The sequence below is a fragment of the Cytobacillus mangrovibacter genome, from assembly GCF_042865275.1.
GTDB classification, from domain to species: Bacteria; Bacillota; Bacilli; order Bacillales; family Cytobacillaceae; genus Cytobacillus; species Cytobacillus mangrovibacter.
The window spans coordinates 37,910-63,088 of the sequence record NZ_JBIACJ010000016.1; the positions used below are offsets into that span (position 1 = coordinate 37,910).

General features: G+C 37.0%; 23 protein-coding genes, 2 tRNA genes, 2 rRNA genes and 1 riboswitch. Of the genes, 10 read left to right on the top strand and 17 right to left on the bottom strand.

The features are described 5' to 3' along the window. The 3 genes from ACFYKT_RS19820 to ACFYKT_RS19830 all read right to left on the bottom strand — a co-directional run bounded on the left by ACFYKT_RS19820 (window position 1) and on the right by ACFYKT_RS19830 (window position 7,135). A complete protein-coding gene (locus ACFYKT_RS19820) occupies window positions 1–3,261 on the bottom strand; it encodes a response regulator (RefSeq protein ID WP_389223100.1) in 3,261 nt (1,086 codons plus the stop codon). Between the two features lie 43 nt (window positions 3,262–3,304). Beyond that, window positions 3,305–5,818 carry an EAL domain-containing protein gene (locus ACFYKT_RS19825; RefSeq protein WP_389223103.1) on the bottom strand — a complete coding sequence of 838 codons (2,514 nt, stop codon included), beginning with the start codon at window positions 5,816–5,818 and terminating at the stop codon, window positions 3,305–3,307. A gap of 103 nt (window positions 5,819–5,921) precedes the next feature. Continuing rightward, window positions 5,922–6,009: riboswitch (cyclic di-GMP riboswitch) on the bottom strand. A gap of 661 nt (window positions 6,010–6,670) precedes the next feature. After that, entirely contained in the window at window positions 6,671–7,135 is a 465-nt protein-coding gene (locus tag ACFYKT_RS19830) for a PilZ domain-containing protein (RefSeq protein WP_083954051.1), read from the bottom strand. A gap of 227 nt (window positions 7,136–7,362) precedes the next feature. Here ACFYKT_RS19830 and ACFYKT_RS19835 point away from each other — a divergent pair, with 227 nt between their 5' ends. From ACFYKT_RS19835 to ACFYKT_RS19855, 5 genes are read left to right on the top strand one after another with little or no spacing between them, the layout of a single operon-like run. After that, window positions 7,363–7,608: a spore gernimation protein GerQ gene (locus ACFYKT_RS19835; protein WP_389223106.1), complete on the top strand. Its 246-nt coding sequence runs from the start codon at window positions 7,363–7,365 to the stop codon at window positions 7,606–7,608. A 16-nt stretch (window positions 7,609–7,624) separates the two neighbouring features. Next, window positions 7,625–7,993, top strand: a complete 369-nt coding sequence (locus tag ACFYKT_RS19840) for a spore coat protein (RefSeq protein WP_389223109.1) — start codon at window positions 7,625–7,627, stop codon at window positions 7,991–7,993. Window positions 7,994–8,011: 18 nt separating this feature from the next. Further along, entirely contained in the window at window positions 8,012–9,148 is a 1,137-nt protein-coding gene (locus ACFYKT_RS19845) for a zinc-dependent alcohol dehydrogenase (RefSeq protein ID WP_389223111.1), read from the top strand. Window positions 9,149–9,164: 16 nt separating this feature from the next. Beyond that, window positions 9,165–9,359: a hypothetical protein gene (locus ACFYKT_RS19850; RefSeq protein ID WP_066400459.1), complete on the top strand. Its 195-nt coding sequence runs from the start codon at window positions 9,165–9,167 to the stop codon at window positions 9,357–9,359. Window positions 9,360–9,377: 18 nt separating this feature from the next. Next, window positions 9,378–9,677: a spore coat protein gene (locus ACFYKT_RS19855; protein WP_066400456.1), complete on the top strand. Its 300-nt coding sequence runs from the start codon at window positions 9,378–9,380 to the stop codon at window positions 9,675–9,677. A 145-nt stretch (window positions 9,678–9,822) separates the two neighbouring features. Here ACFYKT_RS19855 and ACFYKT_RS19860 read toward each other — a convergent pair whose 3' ends face one another. Beyond that, complete coding sequence (locus ACFYKT_RS19860) at window positions 9,823–10,920, bottom strand: L-dopachrome tautomerase-related protein (protein WP_389223116.1); 1,098 nt, start codon at window positions 10,918–10,920, stop codon at window positions 9,823–9,825. A gap of 523 nt (window positions 10,921–11,443) precedes the next feature. Here ACFYKT_RS19860 and ACFYKT_RS19865 point away from each other — a divergent pair. Next, window positions 11,444–12,451: a DUF3231 family protein gene (locus ACFYKT_RS19865; protein ID WP_389223119.1), complete on the top strand. Its 1,008-nt coding sequence runs from the start codon at window positions 11,444–11,446 to the stop codon at window positions 12,449–12,451. A 234-nt stretch (window positions 12,452–12,685) separates the two neighbouring features. Here ACFYKT_RS19865 and ACFYKT_RS19870 read toward each other — a convergent pair whose 3' ends face one another. Beyond that, entirely contained in the window at window positions 12,686–13,549 is an 864-nt protein-coding gene (locus tag ACFYKT_RS19870) for an SDR family oxidoreductase (RefSeq protein WP_389223122.1), read from the bottom strand. A 204-nt stretch (window positions 13,550–13,753) separates the two neighbouring features. Here ACFYKT_RS19870 and ACFYKT_RS19875 point away from each other — a divergent pair, with 204 nt between their 5' ends. Continuing rightward, on the top strand, window positions 13,754–14,188 hold the full coding sequence (locus ACFYKT_RS19875) for an Rrf2 family transcriptional regulator (protein ID WP_066400448.1): 435 nt from the start codon (window positions 13,754–13,756) through the stop codon (window positions 14,186–14,188). 334 nt (window positions 14,189–14,522) lie between these two features. Here ACFYKT_RS19875 and groL read toward each other — a convergent pair whose 3' ends face one another. Both groL and groES read right to left on the bottom strand, forming a co-directional pair. Continuing rightward, complete coding sequence (gene groL / locus ACFYKT_RS19880) at window positions 14,523–16,157, bottom strand: chaperonin GroEL (protein WP_389223127.1); 1,635 nt, start codon at window positions 16,155–16,157, stop codon at window positions 14,523–14,525. Between the two features lie 62 nt (window positions 16,158–16,219). Beyond that, on the bottom strand, window positions 16,220–16,504 hold the full coding sequence (gene groES, locus ACFYKT_RS19885; protein WP_389223130.1) for a co-chaperone GroES: 285 nt from the start codon (window positions 16,502–16,504) through the stop codon (window positions 16,220–16,222). 270 nt (window positions 16,505–16,774) lie between these two features. On the opposite strand from groES, the gene ACFYKT_RS19890 reads away from it, so the two are divergent. Further along, entirely contained in the window at window positions 16,775–17,506 is a 732-nt protein-coding gene (locus ACFYKT_RS19890) for a CPBP family intramembrane glutamic endopeptidase (protein WP_389223133.1), read from the top strand. Next, window positions 17,503–17,709 carry a YdiK family protein gene (locus ACFYKT_RS19895; RefSeq protein WP_389223136.1) on the top strand — a complete coding sequence of 69 codons (207 nt, stop codon included), beginning with the start codon at window positions 17,503–17,505 and terminating at the stop codon, window positions 17,707–17,709. Before ACFYKT_RS19890 ends, ACFYKT_RS19895 begins: the two co-directional genes overlap by 4 nt. A gap of 33 nt (window positions 17,710–17,742) precedes the next feature. Here the strand turns inward: ACFYKT_RS19895 and ACFYKT_RS19900 are convergent, their stop codons facing one another. Together ACFYKT_RS19900 and moaC are read right to left on the bottom strand one after the other, a co-directional pair. Then, window positions 17,743–18,399: a redox-sensing transcriptional repressor Rex gene (locus tag ACFYKT_RS19900; protein WP_389223139.1), complete on the bottom strand. Its 657-nt coding sequence runs from the start codon at window positions 18,397–18,399 to the stop codon at window positions 17,743–17,745. A 26-nt stretch (window positions 18,400–18,425) separates the two neighbouring features. Further along, window positions 18,426–18,914, bottom strand: a complete 489-nt coding sequence (moaC, locus tag ACFYKT_RS19905) for a cyclic pyranopterin monophosphate synthase MoaC (protein WP_389223142.1) — start codon at window positions 18,912–18,914, stop codon at window positions 18,426–18,428. 145 nt (window positions 18,915–19,059) lie between these two features. Here moaC and ACFYKT_RS19910 point away from each other — a divergent pair, with 145 nt between their 5' ends. After that, entirely contained in the window at window positions 19,060–20,985 is a 1,926-nt protein-coding gene (locus tag ACFYKT_RS19910) for an ABC-F family ATP-binding cassette domain-containing protein (protein WP_389223145.1), read from the top strand. 217 nt (window positions 20,986–21,202) lie between these two features. Here the strand turns inward: ACFYKT_RS19910 and tsaD are convergent, their stop codons facing one another. The 8 genes from tsaD to ACFYKT_RS19950 form a co-directional block, all read right to left on the bottom strand. Then, window positions 21,203–22,228, bottom strand: a complete 1,026-nt coding sequence (gene tsaD / locus ACFYKT_RS19915) for a tRNA (adenosine(37)-N6)-threonylcarbamoyltransferase complex transferase subunit TsaD (protein WP_389223148.1) — start codon at window positions 22,226–22,228, stop codon at window positions 21,203–21,205. Beyond that, the gene (gene rimI / locus ACFYKT_RS19920; RefSeq protein WP_389223151.1) at window positions 22,228–22,677 is read right to left on the bottom strand and encodes a ribosomal protein S18-alanine N-acetyltransferase; all 450 of its coding nucleotides are present in this window, start codon (window positions 22,675–22,677) and stop codon (window positions 22,228–22,230) included. The genes tsaD and rimI overlap by 1 nt, the downstream gene beginning before the upstream one ends. Before the next feature lie 6 nt (window positions 22,678–22,683). Beyond that, window positions 22,684–23,391, bottom strand: coding sequence for a tRNA (adenosine(37)-N6)-threonylcarbamoyltransferase complex dimerization subunit type 1 TsaB (tsaB, locus tag ACFYKT_RS19925; RefSeq protein WP_389223154.1), 708 nt, complete (start codon window positions 23,389–23,391; stop codon window positions 22,684–22,686). Further along, complete coding sequence (gene tsaE / locus ACFYKT_RS19930; protein ID WP_389223157.1) at window positions 23,388–23,843, bottom strand: tRNA (adenosine(37)-N6)-threonylcarbamoyltransferase complex ATPase subunit type 1 TsaE; 456 nt, start codon at window positions 23,841–23,843, stop codon at window positions 23,388–23,390. Before tsaE ends, tsaB begins: the two co-directional genes overlap by 4 nt. Window positions 23,844–24,375: 532 nt before the next feature. Beyond that, a tRNA-Asp gene (locus ACFYKT_RS19935) sits at window positions 24,376–24,452 on the bottom strand. A gap of 3 nt (window positions 24,453–24,455) precedes the next feature. Then, window positions 24,456–24,529: transfer RNA gene (locus ACFYKT_RS19940), tRNA-Met, on the bottom strand. A 164-nt stretch (window positions 24,530–24,693) separates the two neighbouring features. Further along, window positions 24,694–24,810 (bottom strand): 5S ribosomal RNA (rrf, locus tag ACFYKT_RS19945). Window positions 24,811–25,006: 196 nt separating this feature from the next. Continuing rightward, a 23S ribosomal RNA gene (locus ACFYKT_RS19950) occupies window positions 25,007–25,179 on the bottom strand; the annotation flags it as partial.

Here is a 25,179-nt window from a genome sequence, read left to right on the forward strand (position 1 = left end):
CTACCTCTTGTAACGCGCTTTTCCCTGCGGATATAGCCAGACTCTTATCAATGAGATAAGCTGATTAAGATCAATAGGCTTGACGATGTAATCTGATGCCCCTGCCTCGATACATTTTTCCCGATCTTCCTTCATAGCCTTTGCTGTTAGGGCAATAACAGGTAAATCAATAAAGTCTGGCATCGCTCTTAATTTTCTTATAGCCTCATATCCGTTCATCTCTGGCATCATAATATCCATTAAAACCAAATCAAAATTCGAATTTTGCTCTAAGATGTCAAGACATTCTACTCCATTTTCTGCGAATGTAATATTCAAGCCAAGCAATTCAAGAACACTTGATAATGCATACACATTACGGACATCATCATCCACGAGCAAAATCCTCTTCCCTTCTAAAGAAGGATCAATTTTGATTTTTTCCATTTCAAACTGATCAACATCTGTAGAATCATGACTGGAGTTTAAATAAAGAGAAAGTTCCTCTTTTAATCGCTGGGGCGAGTGAACATCCTTTATGATGATAGAATGTGCATATTTATTTAGAAAGATCTCCTCTTTCGATGATATTTCTCTTCCTGTGTAGATAAAAACTCTTACATTATCATATTCAGGCTTTGACTTTATTTTTTCAAGTAACTCAAAACCTGACGTATCCGCAAGGCCTAAGTCCAGCACGATACAATCATATTGACCAATCTTTAACTCCTCTATCGCTTCTTTCCCTGTGGACACGGCCTTAATAATTACATTTCTGTCCCCAATAAACTCCATTAAGCTATTTCTCTGTATTTTGTTATCATCTACAATTAAAAGATTTTTAATATCACTCTTTGTTTCAATGCTTTCAGTTATGCTTCGTTCAGAAGGTATTAGACTCCCTTTGTCAGAAGCCAAAGCCGCTTCACATTCTATTATTTCAGTTGTAACGGCCACTTCATCTATTAATTTGCCTACTTCTATTCCCTGATAATCACCTAAATAAAAAGTAAAGGTGCTGCCTTTCTTCTCTTTACTATTCACTGTGATTTCACCGCCTAAGCGGGCAGCAATTTCGCGGCAAATAGATAAACCTAGACCAGTGCCGCCAAATTTCCGGCTTGTTGTCCCATCAGCTTGCTGAAATGCCTGAAAAATAAGCTCCTGCTTTTCTTTTGGAATTCCAACCCCAGTATCTGTGATGGAGAATGAGAACATCGGTTGTTTATTAATGACTACACGATCAATTTCAAAAGTTACTGCCCCTTTGAGAGTAAACTTAAATGCATTAGATAATAAATTCTTTAACACTTGCTGCAATCTTAGTTCATCACTGTTAATAAAGTGTGATTCGTCATCACTTACTTTAATATTAAATGTTAATTGTTTCTCATTCGCAATTGGCCTAAAGGTTGATTCAACAAAGGCCGCTATATCTTTCATATATATTTTACTTATATTTATATCCATTTTCCCAGACTCAATCTTAGCCAAATCAAGAATATCATTGATGAGCGCTAACAAATCATTCCCAGAAGAATAAATTGTTTGTGAAAATTCCACTTGTTTATCTGTAAGATTTCCACTGTGATTATCCGCCAATAATTTAGATAAAAGTAACAAACTATTCAAAGGCGTTCTAAGCTCATGTGACATATTAGCTAAAAACTCAGATTTATATTTTGAACTTAAAGCAAGCTGCGTAGCCTTTTCTTCCAATTCAGCCTGCGTTTTCTCCATTTCTTTGTTTGTCATTTCGATCAACTTATTTCGTTCTTCCAGCCGCAGTGCTTTTTCTCTTAATTCATTATTGGCCTGCTCTAATTCTTCTTGCTGTTTTTGGAGCTTTTCTTCAGATTGCCGCAAGAAATTAGTTTGCTCCTCTAGCTCCTCATTTGTCATTCGCAGTTCCTCTTGCTGAGACTGTAGCTCTTCAGACTGGGATTGAACTTCTTCCATTAACATCTGAGATTCTTCCAGCAATTCAGCCAACTGATTTCTACTTATAATACTATCTATAATAATACCTAACCCTGAGAGCATTTCTTCAATAAAAGCTTGCTGTTTAGTTGAGAAAGGCTTGAAGGAGGCAATTTCCAATACCGCCTTTACATCATCTTCAAATAAGATAGGCAATACATAAATGTTTAATGGAGGTGCCTCTCCTAAGCCTGACTTCACACGAATATAATCCCCTGGAACATCTGTAAGAATAATAGGAGATTTCTCTAGAACAGCTTGTCCAACAAGTCCTTCACCTGCAATAAATGTATTAGAAAGATGTTTTCTTTCCTTAAAGGCATAGGAGGCAAGTAATTTATAGATAGGTTCCGTTCCTTCATTTCCCCCATCCTTTAAATAAAATACGGCATGGCTAGAATCTGTTAATGGCACGATTTTGGTTAGGAAAGTCCGAGACAGATTTTCTAGGTCATGCATCCCACTTAAGCCCGTTGTAATATCAGCAATGTTTGATTTAATCCAAGTCAAGTCCTGTTCCTTTTTTGTTTGTTCATTGAGTGACTCCACCATTTGATTAAATGACGCAGCAACCTCATCAATTTCATCATTGGATAAAACCTCAACTTTAGTATTTAGATCCGCATTGCCATTCGCTACGCTATTCATTACACTTGAAACCTTATTTAATCGTTTAGCGACTGACCAAACACTCTTGGAAAGAAGGCTAATTATGATTAAAAGACTGATTAGGGATAGAATGCTGCCTATTATTATTTGCTGTCTAAACTCTTTTAAAGAGGTTTGCATGGAGGAATTCATGTTACTTTCAAACATATCCGTTAAAACAGTAATCACTTTTAAAAATTCATCCTGGATGGCAGTCCCATCTGTCGTTATTAATTCAATCGCTTCCCCCTTTTTTCCTTCAGAAAGAAGCTGTGCGACTTCATCTTTATAAACATTAAATTTTTGGTTTGTAGTTCTTAAATCCTCAGTAATCTTTTTATGTTTTTCCGTATTAACTTTGGTTTCAATTAATGCAATGTTTTGTCTTACTGTCTCACTTTGCTGGGCTAATAAGGATAACCCTTGATTAATATCTTCTTTTTTATCAAGTAAAGCAATCGTTCTTAAACTAATCGATTCATTTTTTACTTCTCTATGAATTTTACTGGCAATAAAAGATAAATCATAGTTTGATTGTGTCTTTTCACTCATATCCTGCAGGCTATTTAGCTGGAACCAACTTATACCAATTAGTATAAATATAAGGATGGGCAAAGTAGTGAGAAGCATGAATAATTTTATTCTAATTTTCATTGATTAGCTCCTTAAACATTTTTTCCCTCTAACTTTTACTCAGTTATTTTGTGAATGTGATATTTTTCCCTTGCTCGATACAAGTCTGATATACTTTCGCCATTGCTTGTAGACGGTCATTTACTGTGAGCTTCTGGAAAATCCGCGTAATATGATTTTTAACCGTATGCTCACTAATATATAATTTATCAGAAATTTCCTTATTCGTAAGTCCCTTCACAATTAACTCGAAAACATCCATTTCTCTTGTTGATAGTGAATAGACTGTTTGAATATGATTAAGTGCTGCACTCAAGACTTCTTTGTTATAGTCAATAACCGATGTTTCATTATTTTCTAATGTATTTTTACTTTCTATGGACGCGGATTGATTATCAGTATAGAATTTTAATTTCTCCTCACTTTTTTGTAAAAATGATTCAAAATCTAATGGTGATAAAGGGGGACTAAATAGATAACCTTGAATGACCTTACAGTTATACTTCCTTAGAATATTTAACTGCTCAATCGTTTCAACACCTTCGGCAACTACTGACATGTTTAAACTATCTGCTAATGAAATAATCGTGGAGATTAACATGTTATTTTTAGGTAAAGTTGATATATCTTTAATAAACGACCGATCAATTTTAATGGTATCGACCGGAAAACGTCTTAAATAATTCAGCGAGGAGTAACCAGTACCAAAGTCATCAATACTAATGTGTACACCTAATTTTCTTAACTGATTTAATGTCTTTGTTATAGTTGTTTGATTTCCCATTAGAATGGACTCTGTAATCTCAATTTCCAATAGCTCGGGATTAAAATTAGTTTCAATCAGAATTCCGTTTATCGTTTCATAAAGATCCTTTTGCAAGAATTGCTGTGCTGAAAAATTGACAGCAACACGAATAGGCGGCAACCCTTTCTTTTGCCAAGCACTGCTTTGTTGTAGGGCATTTCTAAGTACCCATTCTCCAATTTTCACAATTTGGCCAGTTTCCTCAGCTAAAGGAATAAATTCAGAAGGTGATAATGTCCCCCAGCTTAAGTGTTCCCAACGTATCAGCGCTTCTGCACTTTTTATTGTTCCCTGATCAATGTCTACCCTTGGTTGAAAGACAAGTGTAAACTCTTCACGTTCTATTGCTTTACGCAAATCATTCTGCAGCATAAAGGATCGATAGGATTGGATGTCCATTCCAGAATGATATACTCTATATTGATTTTTCCCTTGTTCTTTTGCACGATACAAGGCAGCATCAGCACTTTTCATTAACATTTGTTCATCTCCGCCATCATAAGGGAAAATACTGATTCCTATACACACGGTAATGAATAACTCATAACTATCAATATAAAATGGAGCTTTAAATACTTCTAATATTTTTCCTGCAATTTCCAAGGCATGCTCTCTATCTGTATTCGGCAATAAGATATTGAACTCATCACCGCCCACCCGCGCAACCAAACCTAATGTTTGCACACTGTCTTTTATTCTTTTTGCAATTTCTTGAAGAACTTTATCACCAATAATATGACCAAGTGAATCATTAATATATTTAAATCGATCCATATCTAAATACATAACTGTTAATGTCTGATTGGTTTGCCTTGCATGATTTATCTTTAAGATTAATTGATCATTAAAAAATCTTCTATTTGGCAATTCTGTCAAACCATCATGATAGGCCATATAAGTGATCTTTTCCTGGTATTGCTTCTGATTGGTAATGTCCCGGATCGTGCAGGCAATAAAACAGCGATTATGAACCCAGCGTTTGCCAATCTGAACCTCAGCAGGAAAAGCCGTTCCATCTTTTAATGTAAGAATTACTTCATCTAATTTCTCGTACCCTATGAAATTATTCAAATGATTAACGGCTGATAGAACACTGTTAATATATTCTTCCGTATCAACACCTGTGAAAAGTGTGGTTATGTTTTCCCCTAGAATAGCCGCTTTATCTTTTTTAAACATCTTCTCCGCTGCGGGATTCACCTTTAAGATAACCCCATCCTGATTGACAATGATCATCGAATCAATGGAAGTCTCATTAATGACATTCGCCAGTTCTTCAGAAATTCGCAGCTGTGCTGTCATATTAGACAACTCTGAATTAGCCTTCTCTAGTTCTCTTTTCTTTTCAGTCAAATCTTCAGCTTGTTGTATAAGAAGTTGTTTCATTTTGTAGAGTTGAACAAATCCTTCCACCTTTGCCTTTAAGATGACTGGATCAAATGGTTTTAGAATATAGTCAATCGCTCCAATTGAGTAGCCTGTAAAAATATGCTCGGAGTCAAGATTATTGGCAGTAATAAATAGAATGGGGATATTTTTCGTCTTCTCTCTTGCTTTAATGATTTTCGCTGTACCAAAGCCGTCTATACCCGGCATTTGAACATCTAATAATATCGCAGCAAAGTCGTATTTTAATAAGTGTTTTAACGCCTCTTCACCCGAAAAGGCTTTTATTAAATTATATTCCTCTCTTTCAATGATTGCTTCCAGAGTCAGTAGATTTTCAGGCCGATCATCAACTAATAATAGATTAATTTTTTCATTGCTCTTCAAAATAAAGTGTCCACTCCTCTCTGTAAAGTCTGATTTCCTTATAAAAAAAAGACTACCTATATGGGTAGCCTTAAATAAACATTTACTTCTATGTTTACTTTTTACTGGCAACCCGACTATCATTGTCCCTTTGAGACTTTAGACTCGTAGCTTTGCGTCCTTATCTTTCAATAAGTTTGCCTAAATAATTTAGTTCTAATAGTTTTTGTAAAACTACAGTTTACAGTTGTTTACTTTTTACCTTAAGCACTTCTTCCTATTACCTTGTTAATTCATTTATACTATACGAATAATATTAAGTAAATGATTTTGTCAATTTTGGGAAAATTATGCCGAAGGTGGTATACCGGGGGATTTGTAAATATTTAATTTCTATTTAATGTTTGAATAAATCTTCGTTGAAACTTAAAAAATAAAAATAGAAGCATCCCATAAGTTTTGGTCAAATTGTGGGATGCTTCTGTTAAAATTCTCAGGGTTAGCATTCCACTTTCGTGTTGCTAACCGATCCTTATGTCAAGGGTTTGACGGGCAGATTACATCATGCCGCCCCTAAGGTGAGAGTGTGTAATATCTTTAACCTAGTGTGTGTAGAGTGCGGTATATCAATGTTTTGTTAAATTCTGACTGTAACATCTTTAACGAGGTTTTACTATTTTTTACTGGATTGCGTTAGCAAAATGTTAGCAATTTGCTAGCCTGGTTACGACCACGAAATTAACAATTTGCTATTAACGGATTTACCATATAGAAACGTCAAAAGGTTTTGAATATCATTTTCTATATGAAAATTCCCAATTTATTGTTCTTATATAAGCACGAATATCAATTGTGAAAGGGCTTCAATATTCATCAACCAATTTTGCCTCGATTTTCAACTTGAAAATTGTGTATTGCTAAATTTAATCTTGTTATGTCTTTTACAGATAAATCAACAAACTGTACACCATAAGAAATTGATTTCCCTTTAATGTAATCTTCTCTTCTCATGATTTTACCTTTTAAATCAAATAATTCGCCGTAGAAGGTAAAATTAATTTTTATTATAATATTGTATTTTACAGGAAATTCAAAAGACGTTAGAAACTTCAGACCACCAATACTAAGATCCTCGATTACTCCATTAAAATTCCTATTCTTTAATTTCCCTATAGAACTATTACCAAATTCCATTAGAGTAAAAGTACTTTCTATTTTAGGAAGGTTTATTCTATAAGAATTTCTCTTTTCAATTGGACTAGTCTTTTTAACGATATTTAGGTTATTTTTAGAATATCCACCTCCGATCCAAAGTATACAGGGTTGGCCAGGGGGGATTTATTTTCACAGAAAAATAGAGTATAAAATCGGATTATATCCATAGAATACAAGATTTACTATTTCGCGGATAATTCAGGATCTGTAATTGGAATAAATACTCCTTCCATACCTTTAAAGAGGGAGGTTGTCATATATCCATCTTCTTGCAAAAAATTTATAATAATTTTATTTTGAATTTGGAAATATACCTTTGTATAAATAAATCAATAAGAAGGGAACCAAAAATGGACAATCAAAAATTAGCAGATCATGAATCATTAGATTTACATGAAGTTATCAATTTTAAAACCCTTTGCTTAGCGAAATCAAAACTAATGCAAGGACTCGTATTTGATCATGATTTGAGAGCACTAATGCAAAAAGATGTTGAACAATCCATTCTAGCGCTTGGAGAATTACAGGCAGTTTATCAACGTGCACCTTTTGAAGCTCCTGTTCCTCAAAACCGGCCAACACCAATAATAAATTGAAAGGAAGTATAATTCATTGAATAATGACTATTTAGACCCTATAAACTCGTTACATGTACCCGAGCTAGCTGATACCACATTTGCAATGGATTTCCTTCTTCGTGCCAAAGAAGGTGTCCGGAATATTGCAGTCGCATTAACAGAGTCTGCATCACCTGATGTTAGAACCCTCTTACGAACACAGTTAATGCAAGGTATTGCCATGCACCAAGAAATTACAGAACTAATGATTAATAAAAAATGGTTCCATCCATACGAACTAAGTGAACAGTATAAACTAGATCAACTCTCTGCCAACAATACATTGATGATTGGCAAAATGAATCTATTCCCGGTTGAGACCAATAGAAAAGGTATGTTTGACCGGACACCTGATGATCACTAACACTGGAGGCTGTATAACATGAAGGCAGTAACATATCAAGGTATAAAAAATGTTGTAGTTAAAGAAGTTCCAGATCCAAAGATTGAAAAACAAGATGACATGATTATTAAAGTAACGAGTACAGCTATATGTGGGTCTGATTTACATTTAATTCATGGCATGATTCCTAACCTGCAAGAAAACTATGTTATCGGCCATGAACCAATGGGAATCGTCGAAGAAGTTGGTCCAGGTGTGACTAAGGTAAAAAAGGGAGATCGAGTCATTATCCCTTTTAATATAGCATGCGGTGAATGCACTTATTGTAAAAACCATTTGGAAAGCCAATGTGATAATTCTAATGATAATGGTGATATGGGTGCCTATTTCGGATATTCTGGTACGACGGGTGGCTATCCAGGTGGACAAGCCGAATATTTAAGAGTGCCCTTTGCCAACTTTACTCATTTCAAAATTCCAGAGACTTGTGAAGAGCCGGATGAAAAGTTAACAGTTATTGCCGATGCGATGACTACTGGTTTTTGGAGTGTTGACAATGCAGGCGTAAAGGATGGAGATACAGTTATTGTTTTCGGCTGTGGTCCAGTTGGTCTTTTTGCTCAAAAATTCTGTTGGTTAAAAGGGGCAAAGCGTGTCATTGCAGTTGATTATGTCAATTATCGCCTTCAGCACGCTAAGCGCACCAACAAAGTAGAAATTGTTAACTTTGAAGACCATGAAAATGTTGGAAGTTATTTGAAGGAAATAACCAAAGGCGGCGCTGATGTTGTCATTGATGCAGTTGGTATGGATGGTAAAATGACTGATTTAGAGTTCTTGGCGAGCGGAATGAAGCTCCAAGGCGGAGCATTAAGTGCATTTATCATGGCTTCACAAGCAGTGCGTAAAGGCGGGACAATTCAAGTTACTGGCGTTTACGGCGGCAGATATAATGGTTTCCCTCTTGGAGATATTATGCAGCGAAATATCAATATCCGTTCTGGGCAAGCACCTGTGATTCACTATATGCCGTATATGTTTGAATTGGTTTCGACCGGAAAAATTGATCCAGGAGATGTCGTAAGTCATGTACTTCCACTTAGTGAAGCAAAGCGTGGCTATGAGATTTTTGACACAAAAATGGATGATTGTATAAAAGTCGTGTTGAAACCTTAAGGAAGGAGGTTAATAAATGAACTACGCCTTACATGAAGTTCTTGAGGTCCATGAGATGGCTGCATTTAAGACTAACTGTTTAACTAAATCAAAAACGATGAAAGCGTTAGTTACAGATCAGCTATTAAAAGATATTATGCAGCAAGACATTGATGTATCTACAAGACAATTACAAGAATATGCTTCTATCCTTTCAAACGCTAAGCAGTAAATTAGGAGATGAATGAACATGAATCCAATCATTGAAACTTTAACTGGCATGGACGCACTATCGGATCAAGTGGTTGCAATGGATCTACTCATTTCAGCTAAAAGTGGAATTAGAAATTATGCCATGGCCGTTACGGAGGCAGGAACACCGGAAATTAAAGAAATGCTTACTCGCCATTTAGTGGAAGCTCTTGATATGCATGAACAAATATCTGCATATATGGTAGAAAAAGGATGGTACCATGCTTGGGATACAAACGAACAGATTAGTTTGGATTTAAATAATATCAATACAGCATTGAACTTACCGACATTATAAAAAATCCCAAGGAACAGTTTAACTATCACAAGATAAACTGTTCCTAGTAAGCGATTTTGATTTTATTTCGCAGAAGTAATTAAAATTAATAATCCATTCTTACTAGTGTTTGTTTAACCACTAAAAACATTAATTGACTATTTTATTATGAAAACGTCGGAGCAGGAAATTCACCAATTTTCATACGAAGTAAACTATATGGTTTCTGTCGTAGGTCTTTTCCATAATGAAATCTAGGCTGCCGATGTAATTGGTTCACAATGACATACAAATATTGATCCGGACCAATTGAAAAAGTATCCGGCCACAAAATTCTCGGATCATGTGCGATGGTTTCCATTGTGCCATTCGGCAATATTTTACGGATACTGTTGTTTTCATAGTCTCCAGCATAAACAGCTCCCTTTGCATCGGTGATCATTCCATCAGACGCACCTTTTTCTCCCCAATACACCACATGAAAAGGTAAATCCATGTCCGGTATCGTTCTGTCTCTCAGGGCTTCTGTTGAGATCGAGAACAAATGACGACTGGTTAGTGGAGCAAAATATAATATCTTTCCTTCGGGAGAAATCGCAAGACTATCAGAAGCCAATCTAAATGGAGAAGTTGAACCATCTTTGTTTCGATTCATTAAAATTTGACCTTCTACTTTCGGTAACATATAGGGATCTGGTGAAGTTGAATTTGCACCATTTAACCGTCTAAACGCGTTTCCATTTGATAAATCTACTACGATAATAGCTCCTGGTCCTCTTGTAGAAGAATCCGTTATAAAGGCATAACCCGCTTTCCCAACACGAAAATCAAAACGGACATCATTCAGATAAGTTGTAGGCAGGACAACATCTTCTGTAAAGGTATATACTTTTCTTATTCTATTGGTTTCCAAATCAACAGCGACTAATTTTGCCCCTCTTTTAATAGGTTCAGAAAAATTGGGTGCCGCTGTATCTAATATCCAAAGCGTTCCCCTTCCATCAGCCACTACACTTTGAACACTGATGAAAGTCGTTGTGATATTCTCGGGGTTAACCAAATTAGTTTGTAAATTAGGATAAGGTTGCAATTTATTCTCAACAATTTCCGCCACCGTAAATTTAACATCGTCTCCCCATTTCGGAAAACAAATGAAAATACGACCGGTTTCTGAAACAGTAACACCTGTAGGCATAGCCCCATAAAATGAATAAACTAGTTCTAAATTACCGAAATATTTTTCACTAGGTAACATAGGTTTCATAATATCCTCCTTTAGCATTGTAAACGGATATTCTCCTATATATGATTTATATCTTTTCTAGTGCATGTTTTTTAGTAAGTTTTTCTATATGAAAAGATGATTGAAGCGATTGTTTTAGAAATTTAATAAGTCTTCAAAGGAAACATTTTACTTTAAAGTTCTCTAGATGAAGTTGAATTCAATTAGCAGGTAACGAAGTTCAATATTCCCGAATCAACGTTCAGTTGTTAAAAATAAAAATTGGTGAAGTTTACTTTTTAACTTTATGTAGAAATATACTTAAACTAAACTTCCATTTAGTCCCATTAAAAAAATGACCTCCGCAGCGCTCATCATCCTGAACAAATCACAAACTTTTTAAAGTCCCCCATTGCTGAATATTCGAAAAAGCCCTTTTAGTTATGATACATCCCTTATCAAACCAAAAAATTATTAATTTTCCATGCAATATTACATAATTGATAAAAAAATAACAGATACTTGTTATAGAAAATAGAATAAATCTTAAAAAGGAATTGATTATATGGATAATACAAAGGCTGTAAAGTTAACTGCGGGTGAGTTAGCACACTGTTGGGAACAGTTAATGAATAATAGTATGTCAAATGTTGTTATGGAGTATCTTACTTTAACATCAGAACTAGAAGAAGTTAAATCTCTTTGTAGTGAGGCGGGTTCTATTTTTAAATCTTCTTTACAATTTTTTGAATCTGTTCTACGAAGTGAAAACTATCCAATCCCTAAAGGCTTTAACATTAAAGATGATTTAAACCCAAATGCCCCTAAGATGTATTCAGATGTTTTTATACTATTTTATTTAAATAATATGTCTAAAATTGGAATGTCCTTAACAAGTATGGCACTATCGGATTCAGTAAGGGAGGATATCCGCAATTTTTTCCACGAACAATTAAAAAACGTTTCAAGTTTATTTGAAAGTACAACAACGATTCTATTGGAAAAGGGAGTATTTGTAAGACCTCCTTCAATTACCTCCACTCAGGAAACAAACCCAATTGCAAATAAAGGATTTTTGGGTAATTTCTTTAATGATAATAGAGAATTAACGGCAAGAGAAGCAAATGAGCTACACAAAAATGTTTTTATGAATTATATTGGTAAAAACTTATTAATTGGATTTATACAATCTACATCTAATCAGCAATTAATAAGTTTATTGCAACATGGAAAAGAATTATCTTTAAATATTATAGACAAATTAGGTGATATTTTAGTTCAAAATGATTTGCCTATTTCAATGACCTGGGATACAAATGTTTTGGATTGTAAAACATCTCCTTTTTCAGATAAATTAATAGCTTATCTATTAGACCAACTTAATCGTGATGGTATCGCCAGTTATGGATATAGTGCAGCAGTAAGTATCCGAAAAGATTTAAAAACTACATATGCAAAGATAATTGCAGATGTGTATCAATATGAAGAAAATATAAAAACCTTTATGATAAAAAATGAGTGGATGGAGAAACCTCCCGTTGCACTAAATAGGGATAAGCTTGCTCATGACTAAAGAAAAATAAAGCTACCAAAGTACGGTAGCTTTTTGGTTTTTCAAAGGAGTATACCAAATCTCTTTTAAGAGATGGTGAGTGTACCAGATATATGAAAGCCATTATTCCATTACCTTCCCTTTAGTGGCAGAACACTAAACTTTAATTTTTTTCGACAAAAAGGTGTTAATTTAAAGTTTTCCATCAAATAAAAAAACCGACTTAATGTCGGTCTTATAATTCTTTCATGTGGTTTATGAAATTCGATTAACAAGTTGAATCAGTGCTTCGTTGATCGGCGTAACTGGACGACCAAGAACTTTCTCGAAATCATTGCTTTCAACTGCTAGTGAACCGTTTCTAATGCTTTCTTGAATCCCTACTACAATAGGAATCACAAAATCAGGTAACCCTATTCCTTTCATGATCTCAGCATATTTTTCGTCACTAACTTGTTGTACAGGAACTTCTTTACCCAATACATTACCAAGAGCTGATGCCAATTCCTCTTGAGTTAAAAGAGGACCAGAAATTTCATACACTGTATTTTCGTGGCCGTTTCCAGCAAGAACTGCTGCAGCGGCATCAGCATAATCTTGTTGCAGTGCCCACCCTACTTTTCCTTCTCCTGCCGAAGTTACCCACGGGGATCCTGCAATTACCCCTTGGATGCTCCCGACTTCGTTTTCCAAATACCAATTGTTACGTAAGAAGGAATATGGAATACCCGTTTTAATGATGGCTGCTTCTGTCGCTATATGAGGAGGTGCCATTAAATTTTTACTTTCTGTTGCATTAGCAATACTTGTGTAAGCAATAAATTTTACCCCTGTACGCTCAGCCGCTTGGACAGCATTAGCATGTTGATGAATTCTTGTTTCATTGTCACCATCGGCTGAAATTATTAATAGGCGGTCAATCCCTGTAAAGGCATCATCTAATGTTTCTGGACGGTCAAAATCGCCTTGACGAACTTCCACTCCACGTTTACGAAGGTCTTTTGCTTTCTCTGGATTTCGGACACTCACCACCAGATTATTTGCAGGTACTGATTTCAATAACGATTCTACAACTTTTGAACCTAATTTTCCCGTTGCTCCAGTAACTAAAATTTTCATTAATATTCCCTCCGTATAAGTTTTATCTGTAACAATTTTGACTACATGTATTTATTTTAGTTACATGTAACCGTTTTGTCAACAGGTTAAATGATATATATTATTTTGGCTATATTTTGGTATAATAAAACTTGTAATCAAAATAATTACATGATGAAGAAAAACAATAATATAAATATTAATTAATAGAGGCGGTGACTGAACATGTCCATCAGCAGTCGATTTGCAGTAGGAATTCATATATTGGCTCTAATTGAATTAAATAATGAAGGAGTTACTTCTTCTGAATTTTTAGCTAAGAGTGTTAATACGAACCCAGCCGTTATAAGAAAACTAATGGGGATGTTAAAAAAAGCTGGTTTGATAGAAGTAAATCCGGGAATTGCAGGTGCTAAACTCGCAAAGAAATTATCTAGTATCACCTTGTTCGACGTATATAAGGCAGTGAATGTTGTACAAGATAAAGAGTTGTTTAGCATACACGAAAGTTCACATCCTGATTGTCTTGTAGGAAGAAACATACAAAATACAATTGAACCATTATTCACAGCTGCCCAATTGGCAATGGAGAAGGTTTTAAGAAATGTTACTTTAGAAGATGTTGTGAGAGACATTGCTGCTAAAGAAAATATCTGTTAAAAAAGACATTCCAAAGGAATGTCTTTTCTCTTCCTTAAGTGAAGCACTTCACACAAGTAAATCATACTTAAAAATAGCAAAACAAGTGTAAAGAATTGCTTAAATTTTCTAATCCATGAGCAGTTGGTTCTTGTGCGCAGTAAATAGTCTACTACGTATTACAAGAGTTAATTAGTAAGTTTGTACCCGAGAGAATGTAGTGAACATATAACACAAAAAAGCTTCTCAAAAGTTGGATAAACTTTTGAAGAAGCCTCTCTTATGTTTACCTAATGTTAGCAATTTGTTAGCAAAATCACTTTAGACCCTTATATACCAAGGGATTGAGCGGTTATCACATCATGCCGCCCATTCCACCCATACCGCCCATGTCAGGCATACCCATGCCTGCACCAGCAGGTTCTGGCTTGTCAGCAACAACAGCTTCTGTAGTTAAGAACATAGCTGCTACTGATCCAGCGTTTTGAAGAGCAGAACGTGTTACTTTTGTTGGATCAACGATTCCAGCTTCAACCATGTTAACCCACTCGTTAGTTGCAGCGTTGAATCCTGTTCCGATTGCTTCGCGCTTTAAGCGGTCAACAACGACAGATCCTTCTAGGCCTGCATTGTGAGCGATTGTGCGTACTGGCTCTTCCATCGCACGTAATACGATGTTGATACCTGTAGCAACGTCGCCTTCAGCTTGAAGTGCTGCTACTTTATTGTATACGTTAAGAAGGGCAACACCACCACCAGAAACGATTCCTTCTTCTACCGCTGCGCGTGTAGAGTTTAGGGCGTCTTCGATGCGAAGTTTGCGTTCTTTTAGTTCAGTTTCAGTTGCAGCGCCAACTTTAACAACTGCCACACCGCCAGCTAATTTAGCTAAGCGCTCTTGTAATTTTTCACGGTCAAATTCAGAAGTAGTTTCTTCCATTTGAACGCGAATTTGGTTCACGCGACCAGCGATTTGTGCGCTGTCTCCAGCACCTTCAACGATTGTTGTGTTTTCTTTTGTTACAACAATTTTAGAAGCGCGTCCTAGAGATTCAATTGTAGCTGATTTAAGATCACGGCCTAATTCTTCAGTGATCACTTCACCACCAGTAAGAATAGCGATATCTTCAAGCATTGCTTTACGACGGTCGCCAAATCCAGGTGCTTTAACAGCTACTGCATTGAATGTTCCGCGAAGTTTGTTCACTACTAGTGTAGAAAGTGCTTCACCTTCTACATCTTCAGCAACAAGCAATAATGGCTTGCCTTGTTGAACAACTTGCTCAAGAACAGGTAGGATTTCTTGGATGCTTGAAATTTTCTTATCCGTAATTAAAATGTACGGATTGTCTAATACAGCTTCCATTTTGTCTGTATCTGTTACCATGTATGCAGAAGCATATCCACGGTCAAATTGCATACCTTCTACTACATCTAGCTCTGTAGTGAAGCCTTTTGATTCTTCGATTGTAATAACGCCGTCGTTGCCAACGCGCTCCATTGCTTCAGCAATTAATTGACCTACTTCTTCGTCAGCAGCAGAAATCGCAGCAACTTGTGCAATTGATTCTTTGCTTTCGATTGGTTTAGAGATCGCTTGTAATTCTTCAACTGCTGTTGCAACTGCCTTTTCGATACCTTTGCGGATACCCATTGGGTTTGCGCCAGCTGTTACGTTTTTCAGACCTTCACGGATCATTGCTTGAGCAAGAACTGTTGCAGTTGTTGTACCGTCACCAGCAACATCATTTGTTTTGCTTGCAACTTCAGCAACAAGCTTAGCACCCATGTTTTCGAAAGCATCTTCTAATTCGATTTCTTTCGCGATTGTTACACCATCATTTGTAATTAACGGTGAACCAAATTTTTTCTCAAGAACCACGTTGCGTCCCTTTGGTCCAAGAGTTACTTTTACTGCATCTGCAAGTGCATCCACACCGCGAAGCATTGAACGGCGAGCATCTTCACTGAATTTAATCTCTTTTGCCATTTGTAAAAAACCTCCTCTAGAATTATGAAAAGTTATCTTAACGTATTTGTACTGTTAGTTAATTAAGCAATAATAGCAAGAATATCGTTTTCGCGTAGGATTAAGTATTCTTTGCCTTCGAATTTAACTTCTGTTCCAGCATATTTTGAGAAGATAATGCGGTCGCCGTTAGCAACTTCAAGGGCTACACGCTCACCATTCTCAAGAACGCGGCCTGTACCAACAGCTACAACTTTACCTTCTTGAGGCTTTTCTTTAGCAGTGTCCGGCAAAACGATGCCGCTTGCAGTTTTTTCTTCAGTTTCAACAAGCTCGATAATAATTCGATCACCTAGTGGTTTTAACAAGTGAAACAACCTCCTCAATATATATGTAATATTATTTATTAGCACTCTATCTGTCTGAGTGCTAACACAATTATTATATTAAAGAATATGAATTCTATTTGCAAGAGTGAAGCTCAACTTTTTTGTAAAAAATATTCATGAAAGCTTCTAAATGTATATTGCTATAATAATTAAAATTGGTACTGAAAGCTTCTAATTGAAACATAAACCCTATTATGAGTAAAATAGATGTATATGAACTTGACCAACTTTTACTAAGGAGACAAGATATTGAAAAAGGAATACTGGATTATTCTTATTACTTATATTGCCATGCAATTTTCGAGTATCATTGGAGTTCCACTGCTCGTCTATGCAGGCGATTTGATGGGTAAAAATCTTGAAGATATGCAAATACTTGCGGTAGCCTATTGGATCGTTATTAGCTTCACCATTACAATAATCATCACCTTAGCACTATTGCGAAAAGAGATGAAGTCAGTCCGAGAGCTAAGAGATGCATCATCCATCTCTTCTTCTATCGCTTGGGCAATTGGCGGAGTTTTTCTAGCCTTTTTTGCCCAAACTATTGCAGCAAACATTGAAAACCTGCTTGGAATTGAAATGGGATCTGAAAATACACAAGATATCATGATGCTAATCCAAACTTTCCCAGCCGTTATCATTGTCAGCTCAATCATTGGACCTATACTTGAAGAAATAGTTTTTCGAAAGATCATTTTTGGCGCACTTCATAAACGGTTTAATTTCTTCTTATCTGCTTTATTCAGTTCAATTATTTTTTCACTGGCACATACAGAGGTTGAGCATACCCTTTTATATTCAGCTATGGGCTTTACATTTGCTTTCCTTTATGTCAAAACAAAAAGGATTATCGTTCCTATCTTTGCTCATGTATCCATGAATACATTTGTTGTGATAATCCAATTAAATCAGGACAAAATTGAAAACTGGCTAAAGGAAATGGAGAAACTTCAAGCCTTTATTGGAGGATTACTATGAGAAGAACACCACTTTTTTCTGGCATTATTTACATCATCCTTGGACTCCTTTTTACTTATTTAGCTACTCAAAACATCCAAAGGGAAAATGGCTGGGGCCTATTCACAGTCTTTCTCATTATTATTGCTACCTTTGACCTTGGAAGTGGCCTCCGTATGGTTGCCTTTCATTTCAAGTGGCAAAAGGAACTAAAAAATAAATGAGCCTCCGTATTGGGGCTCATTTTTTATATGCTTTTACTCTTCTTTTTCATCCACAGTCGGATAATGCTTTAAAAAATAGATAAGTGATTGAAGCTCGACAGCTAGGTCAATATGATGAATCCGAATCGTAGACGGAACCGATAATCGGGCTGGGGTGAAATTCAATATTCCATTTACACTCCCCTGAACAATCCGATCGGCAATCGATTGGGCTGCAATGGCGGGAACAGTTAATATCGCTACTTGAATATTATGTTCCTTAATGATCTTCTCCAGATCATCCATATGATAAACCGGGACATCTCCAATGGTTGTGCCGACTTTATTCTTGTCTACATCAAAAGCTACTTCTATTTTTGTATTATTATTTTTGAGAAAATTGTAGTTTAAAAAGGCTGTACCTAGATTTCCTACACCAATAAGCGCTACCTTTGTCAGCTCATCCTGATCCAAAGTCTTCCGAAAAAAGGTCAGAAGATAATTGACATTGTATCCATATCCCTTTTTCCCTAATGCACCAAAGTAGGAGAAATCCCTGCGGATGGTTGCAGAATCAACCTTTACTGCCTCACTTAGCTCTGCAGATGAAACCCTCTGTTTGCCAGAAGAATGTAAATTTTTCAGGAAACGGTAGTACAAAGGGAGCCTTTTTGCAGTTGCTTGCGGAATTTTCACTGTTTCATTCGACATTTTTCATCCACTCTCCCGAAGTTCCATTATATCGTATCTCTTTTATAGTCCCCATTTTTGCCGCCAGTTTTTTCAACTAGATAGGTTTTTCCTATTATCATTCCTTTATCGACTGCTTTACACATATCATAGACAGTTAAGGAGCAAACAGATGCAGCTGTTAGCGCTTCCATCTCTACCCCAGTATTTCCCTTTGTTTTAACAGATGCAGTTATTAACAAAATATATTCCTCTTGATCTATTTTCCAAGAGAAGGAAATATCCACTCCTGTCAGTGGAATTGGATGACACATCGGGATTATTTCCCATGTTTTCTTACATGCCATCACTCCAGCAACCTGAGCAACTGCTAGAACATCTCCCTTTTTCATTTTATTTGAAGTAATTTTTTCGTATATTTCTTTGTTTACGGTAATACTTGAATGAGCAATTGCGGTCCGAACAGTTTCAGGCTTATCACTAACATCGACCATTTTCGCTCTTCCTTCTTGATTAAAATGAGTAAAATCCGTCATATAGAAACACCTCTCAACAAAATGATACACTATTTTTATCCATTTGTATGTACTTTGTGCAATCCTACACTTTCACATAATCATCCATTATTGCCCATCATATATGAATGGGTTACACTTACTCTATACTATAGAGGTGAAGAGAATGATTTTATTACAAGTAAACCAGTTAAACAAAAATTTTGGTGCTGATCCTATTTTATCGAATATAAAGCTAGAAGTACAAACGAGAGACCGAATTGCCCTTGTTGGTCGAAATGGAGCTGGAAAGTCCACGCTGTTAAAGATCATCGCTGGACAAATATCTTATGATTCCGGTGATATTATTAAACCAAAAGACGTAAGAATTGGCTATCTTGCTCAAAATACTGGCTTAGAGTCTGATCGATCCATTTGGGATGAAATGTTGACTGTATTCGAGCATCTTCAAAATCAGGAAAGAGAAATACGCTCGCTAGAGAAACGTATGTCTGACCCAGATGCATTAAGGAATCAGCAAGAATACGAGAGGATTCTATCGGAATATGACAGACGCCAAGTCCAATTTAAAGAAGAAGGCGGTTATCAGTATGAATCAGATATCCGTTCAGTCCTCCATGGATTAAATTTCCATTCTTTCAGTTATGATACGAAAATATCTACTTTAAGCGGCGGACAGAAAACAAGGCTCGCTCTTGGTAAGCTCTTATTAACAAAACCTGATATTTTAATTTTGGACGAGCCTACCAATCATTTAGACATTGATACATTAACATGGTTAGAGCAATACCTGCAGGGATATGATGGAGCCATTCTAATCGTCTCTCATGATCGATATTTTCTAGATAAAGTCGTTTCACAGGTTTACGAGTTGTCCAGACTTTACATCCGTAAATATACTGGAAATTACAGCGCTTATCTTGATCAAAAAGCAGCAAACTTTGAACACGAAATGAAGGAATATGAAAAACAGCAGGAGGAAGTGGCAAAGCTTCAAGATTTTATTCAGCGCAACCTTACACGTGCCTCCACGACGAAAAGAGCTCAAAGCCGAAGAAAACAGCTTGAAAAAATGGAAATGATCGATCGGCCGCTAGGGGATGAAAAATCAGCCTCTTTCGGATTCCAAATTGATAGGCAATCAGGGAATGAAGTGTTGAAGGCTAATTCTATTGCGATTGGTTACCGTGAGGAAGAGATTTCAAACAATATTTCCTTTCGGATCACAAGAGGAGAAAGCATTGCTCTTGTCGGACCAAATGGTGTTGGGAAATCAACATTATTAAAAACAATTATTGACAGATTTTCTCCAATTGCCGGTCATTTTCAGCATGGGTCAAATGTTTTCATCGGATACTATGATCAGGAACAGGCTGAGCTTTCATCGAATAAACGTGTTTTAAATGAACTATGGGATGAATTTCCCTTAAAGCCCGAAAAGGATATCCGGACAGTGTTAGGAAATTTCCTCTTTTCCGGTGATGATGTATTAAAGAATGTCTCCACTTTAAGCGGGGGAGAAAAGGCTAGGCTAGCACTAGCTAAGTTAATGATGCAAAGAGCTAATTTCTTAATTCTGGACGAGCCTACAAACCATCTTGATTTAGATAGTAAAGAGATATTAGAAAACGCACTGATCCATTATCCTGGGACCATTCTTTTCGTCTCTCATGACCGCTACTTTATTAACCGGATTACAACAAAGGTCATTGAGCTTAGCAAAGAAGGCACTACAGAGTATCTAGGCGATTACGATTATTATATTGAAAAGAAACAAGAACAAGAAGAACTAAGAGCATTAGAACCTTTACAAAAGGGCACAGCGGTACATCAGCCAGTCCAGGAGAAAAACAGCTATCAGCTTAATAAAGAAGTGCAAAAAATAGAAAGACAACGAAAAAGGAGAATAGATGAGCTTGAAAAGCAAATTGAGGAATTAGAAGTTCAAATTGCTGAATATGAGCAGCTTTTATGTGAGCCTGATGTTTATCAAGATCACGAAAAAGTGTTGGAGATTACAAATAAGAACAATGAAGCAAAAAGCAAATTAGATGAATGGGTCGAGGAATGGACAGAACTATCAGATGAATAGAACAGAAAAAAGGAACTGGAGAGATATGCTCCAAGTTCCTCTTTTTATCCACAGATATATTCACATTTAACAGCCTGAATTAATAGCCTTCCACAGACTTTTCCACATTATCCACAAAAAATTGGTTATTCATCCACATTACCCACAGGAATTTTCTGATTTTTCCCTTTATCCACAAAAAAGTGGTAATTTTTATAAATCTTTTTTGCTTAAAGGATTAGTAATTGTGGATAGCAATATCAAGTCCGGGGTTTGCATTCATAGCCATTGTGGATCGAACCCCTTTTTCAAATAAAACACTGCCTGCAGTCGCAATCATTGCTGCATTGTCTGTACATAAAGTGATTGGAGGAATGATTAGCTCACATTCAGGAAGTTTAACAAACTCTTCCTGTAAAGCTGAGCGCAGCCCCTTATTAGCTGCAACACCACCAGCTAGCAAAACTTGCTTTACCTTATACTCCTGAGTAGCTTTGATTGTTTTTGTCACAAGAACGTCGATCACACTTTGCTGAAAGCTTGCAGCTAAATCCTCAGGCTTAATTTGCTCACCTCTTTGTTCTGCATTGTGGACAGTGTTAATAACTGCTGATTTTAATCCACTGAAGCTGAAATCATAAGAGCCTTCCTCCAGCCATGCTCTAGGTAATGGAATAGATGGCTCTCCATCTTGTGCCAGCCGGTCAATATGGGGACCACCTGGATAAGGGAGATTTAATGTTCTAGCTACCTTATCATACGCCTCCCCAGCAGCATCATCTCTCGTTTCACCAATTACTTCAAAGTGCCCGTGCTCCTTCATATATACCAGCTCTGTATGTCCTCCCGAAACAACTAGGGCAAGCAAAGGAAACTCCATCTCTGAAACGAGACGATTCGCATAAATATGCCCAGCGATATGATGGACTCCGACTAACGGAATGCCATGAGCAAAAGCAACAGCTTTAGCTGCATTCACACCAACCAAAAGTGCCCCAACTAGCCCTGGTCCCTCTGTTACTGTAATGGCACTTAGGTCTGTATAATTTATATCTGCTTGCTTCATAGCCTCTTCTAGTACAATAGTTATTTGTTCCACATGATGGCGTGAGGCAATTTCAGGCACAACCCCGCCAAATCTTTTATGGCTTTCTATCTGGGATGCGACAATATTTGCGGCGATCTCCCTACCGTTTTTAATAATTGCTACGGCCGTTTCATCACAGCTTGTTTCAATTCCCATTATCCATTGATCATTTTTCATCATAAATTCACCCACATTACTAAAGCATCCTCTTGATTATCTGAATAATAATTTTTTCTAATTGCTCCATCCTGAAATCCAAGCTTCCTGTAAAGAGACTGGGCAATATAATTAGTGACACGCACTTCAAGAGTCATAGACTTCGCTCCTCTCTCCGATGCAACCTCCATTGCTTGCCTCATTAAAGCCTCCCCCAGCTTTCTCCCGCGATACTGCGGCAGGATAGCAACATTTGTTATCTGTGCCTCGTCGATAACAATCCAAGTACCACAATAGCCAATCACTTTTCCATCTTCCTCTAATCCAATGTAGACAGCATATTGGTTTGTGGATAACTCATTTTGAAATGCAGTTCTGCTCCATGGCATGGTAAAGGATTCATTTTCAATTTTAAGGATATCGTCAATATCACTTTGATTCAACAGTCGAAAAGTTAATGACTTATTCATATACCGTTACTTCCTTATCTTCTCTTTATTCGCTTTAATCCAGTTGGCTTCAGCCTCTGCAAGACGGATATAATTAGGAACAAAGGAATGAACATCTTCTGCTTCTTTATCCCTACCTAATAATGCAAGCTCCGCCGGTCTTGGATTTTGCTCAGTTATTTCTGCAAAAACTGCTTGATTTCCAAGTGCTTTTTCAAAAGTTGTCCGATGAAGATGCACATCATTGCCAACAAAGAGTACTTTTTCACTTTGCTCTTTCAGTTCCATTGCCCAATCCTCAGCTAATAAAAGTTGGTCTTTTTTTAGAGCTACTGTTTTTCCTTCTTTAAATTGATATAAGCTTGTATAAATTTGTCCCCTGCGTGCATCAAATAATGGTGAAATCGCCCCTTCAAAATAGCGGCCAGCAGATGCTGCCAATACCTCTAAGCTCGAAACACCTACCAAGGGAATATTTAATGTCCATGCTAGCGTTTTAGCTATTGTGACACCAATTCTAACACCTGTATAAGAACCAGGCCCTTTAGCAACAACAATTTTTGAAAGATCATGCGGCTTTACATCACAGTCGTTCATCAATGCCTCAATGGCAGGCATAACCCGTACGGAGTGATTCTTCTTTATATTTGTAATATACTCGCCTATCACTTGATCTCCGTCCAATAAAGCTACACCTAGTGCATAGTTAGACGTATCGATTGAAAGCACCTTCATAATAAAAACTCCTTACATAATTCCTCATATCTTTTTCCATTAGGCTTTAAGACTATTTTTCTTGCGCCATTTTCACATAAATATAAGGATACAGTTAATATCTCCTGTGGAAGCTGCTCTTCTATTAAGTGAGCCCACTCAACAACAGTCACACCTTCTCCCTCAAAGTATTCATCAAAGCCTAAATCCTCAAAAGAATCTTCCACTCGATATACATCCATGTGATAAAGAGGTAATCTTCCTTGATACTCTTTAATAATTGTAAAAGTCGGGCTATTTACGTTTCTTTTAATTTTCAAACCAAGAGCCAATCCTTTAGTAAACGTTGTTTTCCCAGCCCCAAGATCTCCTTCTAAAGCAATTACATCACCCGGCTTCAAAAATCCTGCAAGTCGCTTGGAGAAATCCATTGTTTCTTCAGACTGATTAGAGATAAATTCAAATTGTTTCATATCAATTGATCACCTTTGTTTTCTTATAAGTCCGTTTCATCCAGTATGGACAAAAAAACCTTAGGATGAATCCTAAGGGATATCTATTAGTATAGTCTACATGATTTTTCTTGGCTGGGCAAAAATGCCTGATATAAAACGAATTTACTTTCATAGTTATAATATAAGGCAGTTTTCGCAAACATTGCTGCTTTTAATATGAATGGGTAAAGGTTGATTTGCGCTCCAGGTGCTCGCTTTCCGCCGGGTGGGCGGTGAGCCTCCTCGACGCTAAAGCATCTGCGGGGTCTCACCTGTCCCACTACTCCCGCAGGACGTTGAATAGGCTTCTTGAATTGACACCGCACGAGGAAATGCGGATGCATTTTCGAGGAGTCTCACACCTTCCGCTCCAATCAACCAACTTTTTTATTTAATAGTTTTTATTTACATAACCTACTCAAATACAACAATCTTTTAGAAAAGCTCCAATAATAAAAATAGACATAAAAAAAAACGAAACATTGTTTCGTAATTAATTTTGTAATATAAATGGCGGTCCGGACGGGACTCGAACCCGCGACCTCCTGCGTGACAGGCAGGCATTCTAACCAACTGAACTACCGGACCAAATTGCGGGGACAGGATTTGAACCTGCGACCTTCGGGTTATGAGCCCGACGAGCTACCGAACTGCTCCACCCCGCGATAGTATTATTTAGCTATATTAGCTATGCACATTGCTTGCGAATGAAATAACCGCCCCGATTTCAGGAAGATTATTCAAGTAGCAGCTCAATCGGTGCGCTGAAGTATATTCTTCGTAGCGTATTCGATCGTGCTCCACCCCGCGATAATATTATTTAAAAACAGCCTGGCGGCGTCCTACTCTCACAAGGGGACAGCCCCTAACTACCATCGGCGCTGAGAAGCTTAACTGCCGTGTTCGGGATGGGAACGGGTGTGACCTTCTCGCTATCGTCACCAGACTATTTTTTGAGGTTTGTTCCCTCAAAACTAGATAATGCAGAAGAAGAAGATAGAGTAATCATTTATCGTTTTGTCCAGCTACGGCTCCTAGCTTTTCGGCCGTTTCAATCCATCCCTACAAATCTAAAAACGGGATTTGCAGTGCTGGCTTTCCAACGTCTCTCAAAGCTAAACAGTCGCCTTCGCCTTTCATTTTTGGTTAAGTCCTCGACCGATTAGTATTTGTCAGCTCCACGTGTCACCACGCTTCCACCTCAAACCTATCAACCTGATCATCTTTCAGGGGTCTTACTAGCTTGACGCTATGGGAAATCTCATCTCGAGGGGGGCTTCATGCTTAGATGCTTTCAGCACTTATCCCTTCCGCA